Genomic DNA, 12,769 nt, shown 5'->3' with positions numbered 1-12,769 from the left:
AAATAAAAGACAACACCAATTAAGAGTTGTCTTTTTGTGTAATAAAATCCCCAAAATATGAAAATATACAAACGAATATAATACGTTATGGTTGATATTATAACAAAACCGAAGAGTATTGAAAATAAACCTTTTATAAAGGTTTATTTTCAATATGATTACTGTATTTCGAGGGGTTCCTTATAAATCTTGGCTATATATTTTACAAAATCAATGACGGGATAGTATATGAGTGAACGGTGCTGCGTAAAGCGAACCCCTGCTTTTTCCATTTTTGAAATGAGTTGTTCAACTTCCAACTCTTTTTGTTGTATTCTATTATAATTTTGATATACAATGTTTTTCCATTGATAGGAAGAGCCGTGAAAATAACTTTCTCCTTTTACCCTGTGGCTAAATATAATTTCTATTTTTTCTCTACGTTGTTTTTCCTTCATATGCGCTTCCGTTGACTGCATGTTTATCGCCTCTTCCCTTTTTTGTTGTATAACAAAATTTGGTCTAACCCACCATACATAGCCAATGTACATTGTTCTAGTTGGGATTTGTCGTGTAAGGCTATCTCATCCACTGTATTTGGTTTTCAAGTGCTTAATCTAATATATTGGATTTACATCTAAATAAGTTGTTAGTGTGTATAAAACACTATCTATCTTTATTATAAAGCGATTCTTTATAAGCATGCACCTTTTTACACTCACGAAGATTTATAACATGACGAGTATCTTCATCCATGAATGTTATTCTGTATTTACTGAGGTTAGTTTCTTTATTTAGGCTAACTAACATATTGTATGCCTCAGTATCTATTTTATAAAAAAAGAAAATAGATGTAACGGTCCCCTTTATAATAAAAAAATCCTATAAAAACATAGCGCTCTTAAGGAGTTTTTTTACAAATTTATTATGTTGGACTTAAAAAAAGGAAAGTAATATTTATTTGTAGAAAATTTTTAAGGATAAAAATGAATGTAAAAATAGGATGACTATCTATGATAAGAAAAGGGGGCACTTATATATGCTAACAAATGATTTGGATTTCCGATTAGAACCACGTTTAAAAGAACTGTATGAACAACATAAAATAAGAGCGCAGAAGATAGACTGGGGTTATCATGAGTTTTTACCATGGGATAAGGGAATGGACTTTAAAAGAGTTCCTTGGGATGAAAGTCAAGTTACTCTTCCTTCTGGCGTAATTACGGCTATTGAAACAGCTTTATTAACAGAAGTGAATTTGCCATGGTTTACAACGTATTTATCTGCGACTTTTAAAGGATCTCTTTCTGTTATTACAGACTTCATTCATACTTGGACCTCAGAAGAGGATCAACATTCGAATTTATTGGAGACATATTTACTACTCACTCGAAGTGTGAATCCTAAGCGAATACATGAATTAAGAAAGTCAGTCGTTGAGGGTGGATTTGAGCCTGATTTTCATACACCAATCGAAGCCATGACGTATACGACGCTACAAGAACTTGCAACGATGGTGTTTTACAATAATGTCGCTAAGGTTGCAAATAAGCATGATCCGGATCTTGCTACATTATTACGCCGTCTTGCAAAAGATGAAACACTTCATTATGCGTTTTATCGAGACGTTATTCGAATACATTTAGAATTGGAACCAAATTATTGTTACCATATTGCCAATGTGATTAGGAATTTTAAAATGCCAGGTGCTGTCATGCCTGATTTTGAAAATAGAATGGCTGTGATTGCAAAAGAAGCGAATTATGGACCACTACAATATTTTGATCAAGTACTTGATGTAGTGGTTGAGTATTGGGGGTTAAAAGACTTACGACCAATTGCACCTTTAGCTGAAAAAGCAAGAATTGAGATTTTGGAATACCACACAAGATTGAAAAAAATACGGGATCGATTTGGTCGTTTTCAAGGGAAAACTGATCTACGTTAATGAGTAGAGATTTCAGAATATAAGCGGGGAAATTCGCCTTCCCTTTATGGGAAATCTGACACACTCCTTATTGTTTTGGGGGTGTTTTTTACTTAATTTAATTTTTGTTAAAAATCAGTTGACGATAAAAATGTTTTTATGATATTATAAAATATTTGATAAAAAAACAAATATATGTTAAGGTTAAGAAGGTTACCATATATGGAGGTGGATTATATGTTTCAAATTGGCGATAACATTGTTTATCCAATGCACGGAGCAGGTATAATTGAAGCCATAGAAGAAAAAGAATTTTCAGGGGAAAAACAACAGTATTATGTGATAAAAATGTCAATCCGTAATATGCAAGTCATGATTCCTACGGGAAAAATATTGAGTTCGAGTATACGACCAGTTACTGATATACTTGCATTAAAACACATTATACACATTTTTCAGCATGGAGAATCAGATGAATTACTACCGTGGAAACAAAGGTATAAAGTGAACACGGACAAAATAAAAACGGGTGAAATACAAGAAGGTGCTGAAGTTGTACGTGATTTAATGCGTATGAAGAAAGAAAAAGCACTGAATACAAGCGACAAAAAGATGTTGGATAACGCACATGGATTTTTGATTAGTGAACTAGGATTAATTAAAGGGATTACTGAAAATCAAATAAAAAGTTTCTGTTAAGGTTCATTATAGATAATGTATGACATCTCCCGAAAATATCCTGAATTTTCGGGGAATATGATGATTATTAAAAGTAAATCATTTCAAAGACATTCAACTTCTTCAACTCACTTTTAGAGTAGAAACCTCTTTTGTTATTACTTCAATCTAATCCATTTTTATTTTAAAATTTCTTTTATGAAGGTTCGAACTTTCATCAAATAACTCGATCAAATAGTCACTTGATTTTTGCAGTCCTGATTCACACTGGCACGGCCAAGGAGCCGTAAGGATGAAAGAGAGGTAGGGCTTTCATTGTTTTAGGTATATATATATCTAAGTCATTATTTCTAGAAGAAAACACAATCAATCTCATCTCAATCTGTAAGAATTTCTTACATGTACTGAGACAGTGAATCGTAATTGTTTAGCTTCTTTTCATAAGAGAGATACGCGAGTTGGTAACATCTAAATATATGGTCAACGATAAAAAATGATGGGATTTCTGGAACTAGACCCCATTTTTACAATTTATTTCACATAATAAAATTACATGAAACAATAAGAAAGAGTGAAGATATGAAACACATGCGAACGCAAGAATTAAGTAACGAGTTAAAGAAGCGGAAAGGGATTACTTCTGTTAAGGTTGAGTCTTATGAAAAAATTGAAGTTGGTGGGATTCTTGTAGATGGACCGGCTGTTATTTTAATTAATCAAGAATACCTAAAAATTGTTGAATCAAGAAAAGGATGATCCTTTACGAAAAGGGATGATCCTTTTTGTTTGCTGCAGCTAATATGGGATATACATAACTTTCATCTAATGTATTGGGGTTAAAAGGAAGGAGAGGATCGGTATTATCATAGTGGTAAGCTTAATATTGGTAGGGTTTCTTTTTATGTTATATAAATTAGTTGCTTAAAAAATCTAATTATTTGAACCGATAGATTGTTTTCTTTTTAAGGGCGAGATTTATTTTATAGGAAAATTGATAATTTTAAGGAGGAATTTAGATGTATGCAAGGAAACAACGCATAAAATACGAGAAGATGTCAAAGAACTATGAACGGATTTCTTTAGTTTCGTTGCTCCTATTAATTGTACTTGTTTGTAGTAGTGTAATTATCGTAGGAGCTACAGGGGGGGAATATGGAGTGTTTTTGTTGGTAGCGATTTTACTGAACGCACGTATTACGAAAGAATCTCAAAAAAAGTATGAGCAGTATGCTAATAAAGGGCATATTTAAAATAATACATATTTTGAAAAGAACAACCTGAATGTACATTCAAAATATCCTTATACCATCACCTATTAACTAGCAAAAGGAACCTTATTAAAATGTTAGTTTCGTTCCTATAATGAATTATCCTTCTAGCATATTTAAAAGATTTACATCATATATTAAGAGAAAGAATGTAAGTTAGAAAGGAGTCTTATAGAATGAGTTATTTAGAGGGAAATGATTTTAGTGAACAAAATAGGGTAAGTGTACCTAATCCCTACGTATATCAGACATTACAATCGATAATTGGTAAACATGTGGTTATTGAAACTGTAAGAGGCAATGTAAGGGGAGAGCTAAAGGATGTGAAACCAGATCATTTGCTTATTGAAGATACAGTACCATATATTGTACGCATTCAACAAATTGTATGGGTTATGCCAAAACAATGATCAAATTACATCTAATTTGATTTATAACAAATTGGTTTCATAGACGACCAAATAAAAACACAGGGTTTTATCTCTGTGTTTCTTCAAATTTTCGTTTTTGTATATATGCTTGAGCATGAATAATTTCTTTCTGCAGTTCTTTTAATTCTTCCGTAGATCCCGTTTCAATCCTCATGTACGTAGTAACTAGACTAATCATCATATCCATCTTCTCTACTATATTTTGAATGACGTGTTCAGATTGCTCTTTTTTAGGGTGTTGTATTGCTATTAATACATTTTCTATATAATTGTTCTTTCTTTGCTGGATATCATAAATAAACTGTTTTGTGTTTGAGTTCATTTTTTGTTCCTCCGTTTCGGATATATTTCCATTCTATCATATCTGAATGGAAATATATTGGATTACCTTATGTTTACACCTTCTTGTACATCTCCTCAAATATACAAACTAATTCCTTAACGTACAGAGAACTAATCGAAATGTGTCAATTTCATGTTTAAACGTACAATTTTCTTTTGGGGGTGGGTGACCCCATATAGATATATCAAATAGCTATAATGTGTAAACAAATTATATGGTCTATACCCCTAGCATATAAATCCACTAATTAACCAATTCCAAGTATATAAGCATTTCTTAAAAAGAAAATTTTTATTACGCACATAATCTATTTAGGTTATGTGCTTTTTTGTCGAAATTAACAGAAATAATTTTCAGAAATATTATTGATTAATCACGAAAACTTGATAGTATAGAAATACAGAAAATCACGTTTTCGTGATTGGAGAGGGGGAATATAATGACCGATAAGAAGAATTCTGTAGAAAAAGTTTTTTAAACTCCCCACTTTTCAATGTTTTTACAGCAAGTGAAGCCGAACAGAAGTGGGGATTGGAAAAAGGTACCGTGAGATCGTCTTGTGTACGCGGTAAATTAAAAAATTAAGTAGAATTAGGGTTAGTCAAGAAGTCAGGGAATACATGGCTTCTGACTAAAGGGGTTATGACTGAAGTATACGGATTTCAAAAGAATTAGGGATCTATAAACCACAAGAAATACCCATTAAAAATAGACATAAAAAAGCCCCCACCACCGCCAAGTAAGTAAGGGGTTTTCCAGATACATTATAAAAGAAAGGCTGATTTTAGATTACAATTAGCTACCTAAAAACTCATCACAGCAAGAATATTTTATCATATTTAACTAAAAAAGAAAATTATTATAAAAACCAATTTAAATAAGCGATATAATGTCACTTGTAAATGGTTTATAGATAATTGTATTACCTCACAAATTTGCTTCTTCGGTACATTTGAAATATCTATTTTTATGGTTGTAGCTACATATATAATCTCTGGAATATATTTTGGGTTTTAATTCTAATGTCTTTCAACCTATATAATTGAGGAGGAACTATTTGATGAATAAAAAATCTGTAAATGTAAAAATTGGTGATTCTGTACAATTCCGTTATCGTCATGATTCGTCAGTAACACTAATTGGTTCGGTAGTTAATGTATTAACTAATACCATTATTGTGGATGTCTCAGATTCTTCAAATAAGATCCCTGGACTAGAAAATCGGCAACTAGTAAAGTTGGGGCAGTTTGAAAAAATTTGTAAACAAGATTTGTTCTTAGCGCAATAATTTCCCCTTATAACTAATTCCTTTCAAAAATACAATTTATCTACATCTAACATATGTCAATACGATTGTAGAAGATTTAAAATGCATATTTTAAATTTGGATTTCTTTGCCCATCCCTTCGAGGGGATGGGCAAAAACAACTTCTTCGACAATGTTTAAGATGAGAGAACTCCTCTTACGTAAGAAACAGAAAGAGCTAAGTGAATATAAAACGATGTACATAATTAAAGATTATTTTTCAATTTTCACTAAGCATTACAAAAAAACACCCAAGAGCTATCAAAGTTTCTCCTTCGTCTGCTTAACCTCCTACAGCGCAACGAACGAAAATCTCTCATCGATACGAGAAAAAGACAGTCTTTGATATTTTAGGTGTTGTCTATGAGTATATCACTTCTACTCATCAGGTAGCATAGTAAAAAAATTCAAACCCGTCAGGGTTTATTTAATATGCCTACTTTTATAACATCTATAAACAATAATAAAATACTACGTGAAAAGACTGTGTTTTGTATAAAAATATACCTTAAGTTGATGGAGGTGGGGTTCTACCTCTAATGGAGCGGATAGATAAACGGATTATGAAGGAGGAACAAAGATGACAAACAAAGTTGAATTGGCGCAGGCTTTATTTAGAAAGAATCAATGAATTAACTAAGGGTTGTGACGACATAGAAACACCGTTGGTAAAAGTATATCACTCAACCTAAATAAAAATGAGCCTTGAGTGTGAAGCTCAAGACTCATTTTTTAAGGGTAAGGTCGAATTGGCGACCTTACAAAATAATAATACCACAAATTCACATATAAGACAAATTATAAAATATCTGAATATTATGTTAACAAAAAACTAAAGTGGCAGGTGCCACCACTAATGCATCTGTTCCTGGATATTCAAAGGGTGCATACAAAATGCATCCGCTAGCTAAAACTAGCATCAAAAAAAGCCCGTACAGAAGCACAAGCCGGTTGTAAAACAACGGTGATTACATTTTAACAGGATAGTTAGAAATTATCAAAACCAAATAAAAAACAGCCTTATCCCTAAGACCGTTTGGTTATTAAAAATGAAAAAACGCCCAGTTGGGAGACGGGGCGTTTTTCGAAAAGTCGAAAGATTATGAGCTGTTATTATATCATATCCATTTTTCCTAGTAAAGGGAAGAATGTGGAAATGAAAGGAGGTGTAGTTCTAATGTATTGCAAGGGTGGAGTGCTATATCCAGTAGCGTTAACAAACGAACAAAACAAGATGCTGCAAATGTCATCAATGTTATTTCAAGCATTAAAAGTGGTTTTTGATAAACCGCAAGGACAAGCTAGAGGATATACAAATACTTTTTTACCAGGCGGTCATATTAAATTTGGAGAGAGTGCAAAAGATGCATTGATAAGAGAGATTTAAGAAGAATTAGGCATTAAATGCACAGTAAATAATTTTCTTGGATTAGTTGAACACAAATGGGAGAAAAATGGAGAATTACATTGCGAGGTAAATCAAGTATTTGCGGTTAATAGTCATGAGTTACAAAATAATTTAAAATCTAGCGAATCACACCTTAAGTTTTTCTAGTGTGATGGAAAACATTTGGATGATATGGTGACCCCATTAAGCAAAGAAGAGCAAATACCCCAAATAACTTAATGGCAGTTTAGTTTAATAAGAACCAATGGTAAAATGATGAGAATTAATTATGCTATGGGGCTGGTCAGTTGTAATTTTATAAAGGAGTTGTGAAAAGTTGAAATATCGCAAAGCAAATATCGATGATATTGATAAATTGGTCGAGTTAAGAAAAAAGCAATTAGTTGATGAGGGGATAGAACCTAATATAGATATTGGTAGAGAACTATATGCTTTCTTTAAAAATAAACTAAGTGAAGGTACTTTAATTCAATGGCTAGTGGAAGATAATGAAGAAACTATAGCTTGTGGTGCAGTAATTTTTTATGAATTTCCACCTTGTTACACCAATAAGACTGGAAAAAAGGCTTATATCACAAATATGTATACTAATGAAAATTATCGTGGGCAAGGAATCGCAACAAAGCTGTTAACTAAATTAGTTGATGAAGTTAAGATTTCAGGTATCTCACAAATATGGCTTGGGGCTTCAAAAATGGGTAGACCAGTGTATAAGAAGTTTGGTTTTATGGAAACTAATGAATTTCTAGAATTAGGGTGTTTTTGCCCATCCACCGAAAAAGGGGAATAAGACAAGATATTCCAATGTGGAAAAGTAACTCTAAAATCAACCTTTATTATATATTTTGGAGTTACTTGACGTTAACTTTTCTACGGAAAGTTGACACTTTTATCCTATGCCTAAAGGCGGACTGAATTCCTGCATAGGCTTTCCAGTATCACTGAATTTGTAATGAAAAGTTGTGAACAATTGAAAAAATAATGGTTGAAATAATGAAAGGTGAGAAGGAGTTTATTTCTAATAAGCGAAATATTATATTGTATTGTTTTATCCTAAATTATTTGTAAAGGTGGATACATAATGACAGTAAAGAAGCTTTATTTCCTCCCAGCAGGTCGTTGTATGTTGGATCATTCTTCAGTTAATAGTACACTTACACCGGGTAAACTACTAAACTTACCTGTTTGGTGTTATCTTTTGGAGACAGAAGAGGGACTTATTTTAGTAGATACAGGTATGCCAGAAAGTGCTCTTAATAATGAGAATCTTTTTAAAGGTACATTTGTTGAAGGACAAGTTTTACCTAAAATGAATGAGAACGATAGTATCGTAAATATTTTAAAGCGTGCCGGATATGAGCCAGAAGATCTTCTTTATATCATTAGTTCTCACTTGCATTTTGATCATGCAGGAGGAAATGGCGTTTTTACAAATACACCAATTATTGTACAGCGTGCTGAATATGAGGTAGCACTCCACAGAGAGGAATATTTGAAAGAATGTATATTGCCGAATTTAAACTATAAAATCATTGAAGGGGATTATGAAGTAGTGCCAGGTGTGCAATTAATATATACACCGGGACATACGCCAGGGCATCAGTCATTATTAATTGAGACGGAAAAATCAGGTTCAGTGTTACTAACTATTGATGCATCATATACGAAAGAAAACTTTGAAGATGAAGTACCGTTTGCTGGATTTGATTCGGATTTAGCTTTATCTTCAATAAAACGTTTAAAAGATGTTGTTAGGAAAGAAAATCCGATTATTTTCTTTGGACATGATATGGAGCAAGAAAAGGGCTGTAAAGTGTTCCCAGATTATTTGTGATATAGCATATAAAAAGTCATGGGCTCGTTAGCTCATGACTTTTTGTTTTGGGGTGTTATAAAATTCTTAAGTTGATGGATGTGTGGTGCTACCCCATGCCCATCAAGCTAATATTTTGAAGTGACCCTAAAACGAAAATTTTATCTCTCCACACTTGTCTATGAGGATTCAACTCGTTTTTTTCGTTTTGGGTAACAATGAACTTCTTAACTTGATGGCAATTTGACAGGATCATAAGAATAAAGTTGTTGATTAAATGGGCATAATTCTGCCATTCTACCGATGACATCAACAAAAATTTTATATCTATAATACGGTAGTTATTGTTGATGAGCATGTAGTTGAAATGATTCTTTTTTAGTTTCCATCTTTCTATGAATAAGGTGGAATAATATGAAGGCAAGAATTCCTATTAAAAAATAAATAAACCACGCCCAATATGTATGATTAAATTTATTTAACCATGCACCAAAATAATTTCCTATAGATCCCCCCAATGCCCAGGAGGTTTGAAACATTCCAAAAAATAATCCAGCAGGTCTATTGGTACTAAATTGAGCTACCGCCATTTCTCCACCTGGTAAAGCCAGTGTTTCCCCCAATGTATAAAGGAAGATGCAACATAGCATCCAATATATAGACGGAATAAAAGGGATCATAGCTATAGATGTTCCCATAATTAAAACCCCTACTTTAACCATTACTATGGGATTCGTCTTGATAAATAATTTTCGTAAGAAAAACATGAATATTAGCCCAGAGATTCCATTTACGATAAAAATAGAACTTACTAATTCTTTATTTCTAGATAATGCATAGGCTTTAATCGGAAATGAAATATTTAATTGAGCGAACATAATCCAAAACAGAATCATAACACCTATGAAAGTTAAGAATAGTGTGTTAGAAAATGCATACTTTACACTTTCCGATATATTTTTATTGTCCTTAATAGTTTCCGGGTATTGTTTACGATATACAAAAACAGCAAATGCTAATATCATCATAGAAATACCAGCTATGACAAAGGGGTATATGGGATTCATCTTGACTAGTAATGCTCCAATTGCTGGTCCTATAATAACTCCTGCATTCAGCATTTGATTAAAATAAGTAAACGTTTTTTTTCTCAATTCTTCCTTTTGGGAAGCAAAAAAGGCTGTTACTGAGGGATCAAATAGTGCTCCTCCGAGGCCAATACAAAAAGAAGATAATACTATAAACCAAAAATCCCCCGCATAGACAAATAACCAAAAACCTAATCCCCTTACGATAACACCTAACAATACATGTATGGTATGACTTCCTCGATCACCGATAAATCCTGTAATGACTGATAACCCACGTTGTGAAATTAAAATTGTAGTCAATACCGTTCCTAATTCTAAAGGAGAAAAATGTAGACTATCTGTTAAATAAATAGCGAAAAAGGGCATTATCATGAAACTTCCCGTACTCATGAATAGAACAGCTGCAAGCAATATCCTGATGGAAACAGGAATTTTGAGAGTAGTCATGGTAAGAATCCTCCTTTTGTTAACTGTTAAAACCTTTAAGTGGTTACACATTGTGTTATAATCGTATCAGTACGAAGAAATAACGTCAATCATTAAAATAGTTAGGTGGTTAACATGGAACATAATCAATTAGCGCCAGGAAGATTGGAGATTATACGTACCTTTTTAAATACTTGGGAAATATCTAATGATACAAGACAACCGACAGATCATTTAAAAAACGAAAAAAACTTAGAAGCATTTATTAAGAAAAACTTTTCTAATGTTGATGTTAGTGAGAACTTAGATAACCTATATCAACTTCGTTATGACATTCGAAAATCAGTTGAAAATCATGATATAAGTTATTTAAGCGAATGGTTACTTAGAAATCCTATTCAGGTTGCCCTTATAGATCAGAATACAATTCAATACTCTCCAATGAAAAAACACGACTTCCTTTATGAAATGCTAACAATTATTGTAGAAAGCATTGCATTAAATCAGTGGCAACGTCTTAAAGCTTGTCCTGATTGTCAATGGGTTTTTTATGATTATTCAAAGAACGGAAGTAAACGTTGGTGTAGCATGTATGCGGGTGGGCCAAAAGGTAGGGCCTGTGGGACGATTGCTAAGGTGAAAAGATACCGGGGAAAAAATAAATAAGATGGATCCTATCATTTCAAATGAACTAAATCTTTTCGCACAAGAGCTACAATACTTTTTATCTCCAGTAATCCTACAAGACATCGCCAAACAAGTTGGTTTTGTACAACGATCTAGTAAGTATCAAGCAAACGAACTCATTGCCCTTTGCGTATGGCTCAGTCAGGAAATAGCTAGCACATCACTTACACAATTGTGTAGTCGATTAGAATCTTCCACTGGGGTACTGATGATCCCAGAAGGACTGAATCAACGCTTTAATACAGCAGCTGTCGCATTTCTTCGAGAAGTCTTTACTTCTCTTCTCACACGAAAACTCTGTACAAATCAATCGCTTTCTGCACACATGATTTCTACTTTCAATCGTATCCGTATTTTAGATGCGACAGTGTTTCAACTGCCTGATCATTTCGCCACTGACTATCAAGGTTCAGGTGGAAGTAGTAATACGGCAGGCGTGAAAATCCAATTGGAATATGATTTACTGAGTGGTCAATTTCTTAACGTACAGCTTGGACCAGGAAAGAATAATGATAAAACATACGGTACCATCTGCCTTGAAACCGTAGAAGCGGACGATTTATGTTTGCGTGATCTTGGTTACTTTGATTTAGGAGACTTACAATCCATTCATGATAAAGAGGCTTACTATATCTCGCGGTTGAAGCTAAATACACGTATTTATATCAAGAACCTTAAGCCAAAATACTTCAAAAATGGGACATTAAAAAAGCAAACAGAATACATCCAGCTTGATATGACACAAATTATGTTTGGTCTAACCCCTGGTGAAACGATGGAAATCCCTGAGGCATACATTGGCCAAAATCAGAAGCTTCCAACACGTGTCATTATCCATCGTTTAACCGATGATCAAACGCAAACACGCCTGAAAAACCAAGCGATACGTGAAAAGAAGAAAGGCATTGTCATGAAGGATAAAAGTAAACGTTTAATGGGCATGAATGTATATATCACGAACACGTCGCTAGAAGAAGTACCGACGAACTACGTGCATTCATTGTATTCACTTCGTTGGCAGGTTGAGATTTTATTTAAAACGTGGAAGTCATTCTTTGAAATTGATGAATGTAAAAATATTAAAAGAGAACGCCTAGAGTGCCATTTATATGGACAACTCATCGGCATTCTCCTCTGTTCTTCTACGATGTTTCAAATGCGACAGCTTCTGCTTGAAAAGAAAAAGCAGGAGCTGAGTGAATACAAAGCGATTTATATGATTAAAGATTACTTTTCGTTACTGTTTCAAGCGATAGCCGTTGGCACAGAAGAACTTTTGAAAATTCTGCATCGCCTTTATCTGCTGCTCAAAAAGAACGGTCGTAAATGTCATCGGTATAAGAAGATGACCGTCTTTGATATTCTAGGGGTTGTGTATGAAACAACGATGAAGCATAGAGAAGCTGCCTAGT

General features: G+C 33.3%; 14 protein-coding genes and 1 pseudogene. 12 read left to right on the top strand and 3 right to left on the bottom strand.

Annotated elements, in window-relative coordinates:
• Nucleotides 1-158: 158 nt before the first annotated feature.
• Nucleotides 159-458: a hypothetical protein gene (locus JFU02_RS07570; RefSeq protein WP_103945652.1), complete on the bottom strand. Its 300-nt coding sequence runs from the start codon at nt 456-458 to the stop codon at nt 159-161.
• Nucleotides 459-1,018: 560 nt separating this feature from the next.
• Here JFU02_RS07570 and JFU02_RS07565 point away from each other — a divergent pair.
• From JFU02_RS07565 to JFU02_RS07545, 5 genes are all read left to right on the top strand, one after another.
• On the top strand, nt 1,019-1,927 hold the full coding sequence (locus JFU02_RS07565; RefSeq protein ID WP_103945653.1) for an acyl-ACP desaturase: 909 nt from the start codon (nt 1,019-1,021) through the stop codon (nt 1,925-1,927).
• A gap of 216 nt (nt 1,928-2,143) precedes the next feature.
• Nucleotides 2,144-2,605: a CarD family transcriptional regulator gene (locus tag JFU02_RS07560; protein ID WP_201070546.1), complete on the top strand. Its 462-nt coding sequence runs from the start codon at nt 2,144-2,146 to the stop codon at nt 2,603-2,605.
• Nucleotides 2,606-3,163: 558 nt separating this feature from the next.
• Nucleotides 3,164-3,340, top strand: a complete 177-nt coding sequence (locus JFU02_RS07555; RefSeq protein ID WP_201070544.1) for a BC1881 family protein — start codon at nt 3,164-3,166, stop codon at nt 3,338-3,340.
• A gap of 260 nt (nt 3,341-3,600) precedes the next feature.
• Nucleotides 3,601-3,834, top strand: a complete 234-nt coding sequence (locus tag JFU02_RS07550; RefSeq protein WP_201070540.1) for a hypothetical protein — start codon at nt 3,601-3,603, stop codon at nt 3,832-3,834.
• 194 nt (nt 3,835-4,028) lie between these two features.
• A complete protein-coding gene (locus JFU02_RS07545) occupies nt 4,029-4,262 on the top strand; it encodes a YuzF family protein (protein ID WP_103945656.1) in 234 nt (77 codons plus the stop codon).
• Between the two features lie 67 nt (nt 4,263-4,329).
• Here the strand turns inward: JFU02_RS07545 and JFU02_RS07540 are convergent, their stop codons facing one another.
• On the bottom strand, nt 4,330-4,605 hold the full coding sequence (locus JFU02_RS07540) for a hypothetical protein (protein ID WP_103945657.1): 276 nt from the start codon (nt 4,603-4,605) through the stop codon (nt 4,330-4,332).
• A 1,081-nt stretch (nt 4,606-5,686) separates the two neighbouring features.
• Here JFU02_RS07540 and JFU02_RS07535 point away from each other — a divergent pair.
• The 5 genes and pseudogenes from JFU02_RS07535 (at nt 5,687) to aiiA (ending at nt 9,174) form a co-directional block, all read left to right on the top strand.
• A complete protein-coding gene (locus JFU02_RS07535) occupies nt 5,687-5,914 on the top strand; it encodes a methyltransferase (RefSeq protein ID WP_201070539.1) in 228 nt (75 codons plus the stop codon).
• 142 nt (nt 5,915-6,056) lie between these two features.
• Nucleotides 6,057-6,330, top strand: a pseudogene (locus JFU02_RS07530) (IS4 family transposase); the annotation flags it as partial.
• A 779-nt stretch (nt 6,331-7,109) separates the two neighbouring features.
• The gene (locus JFU02_RS32065; protein WP_242488069.1) at nt 7,110-7,319 is read left to right on the top strand and encodes a hypothetical protein; all 210 of its coding nucleotides are present in this window, start codon (nt 7,110-7,112) and stop codon (nt 7,317-7,319) included.
• A gap of 337 nt (nt 7,320-7,656) precedes the next feature.
• Nucleotides 7,657-8,130 (top strand): GNAT family N-acetyltransferase, encoded by a 474-nt coding sequence (locus JFU02_RS07520; protein ID WP_103945659.1) that lies wholly within the window; start codon nt 7,657-7,659, stop codon nt 8,128-8,130.
• 291 nt (nt 8,131-8,421) lie between these two features.
• Complete coding sequence (gene aiiA / locus JFU02_RS07515; protein ID WP_064472735.1) at nt 8,422-9,174, top strand: quorum-quenching N-acyl homoserine lactonase AiiA; 753 nt, start codon at nt 8,422-8,424, stop codon at nt 9,172-9,174.
• A gap of 320 nt (nt 9,175-9,494) precedes the next feature.
• Here aiiA and JFU02_RS07510 read toward each other — a convergent pair whose 3' ends face one another.
• Complete coding sequence (locus JFU02_RS07510) at nt 9,495-10,691, bottom strand: MFS transporter (protein ID WP_201070538.1); 1,197 nt, start codon at nt 10,689-10,691, stop codon at nt 9,495-9,497.
• Between the two features lie 114 nt (nt 10,692-10,805).
• On the opposite strand from JFU02_RS07510, the gene JFU02_RS07505 reads away from it, so the two are divergent.
• Together JFU02_RS07505 and JFU02_RS07500 are read left to right on the top strand one after the other, a co-directional pair.
• Entirely contained in the window at nt 10,806-11,336 is a 531-nt protein-coding gene (locus JFU02_RS07505; protein WP_201070536.1) for a CGNR zinc finger domain-containing protein, read from the top strand.
• A 1-nt stretch (nt 11,337) separates the two neighbouring features.
• A complete protein-coding gene (locus JFU02_RS07500) occupies nt 11,338-12,768 on the top strand; it encodes an IS4 family transposase (RefSeq protein ID WP_201070535.1) in 1,431 nt (476 codons plus the stop codon).
• Nucleotide 12,769: the final 1 nt, after the last annotated feature.

It is taken from the genome of Bacillus sp. TH13 (assembly GCF_016651175.1).
GTDB classification, from domain to species: Bacteria; Bacillota; Bacilli; order Bacillales; family Bacillaceae_G; genus Bacillus_A; species Bacillus_A thuringiensis_S.
Note: the sequence above shows the minus strand (reverse complement) of the source record. Positions and strands in the feature narration are given on the sequence as shown.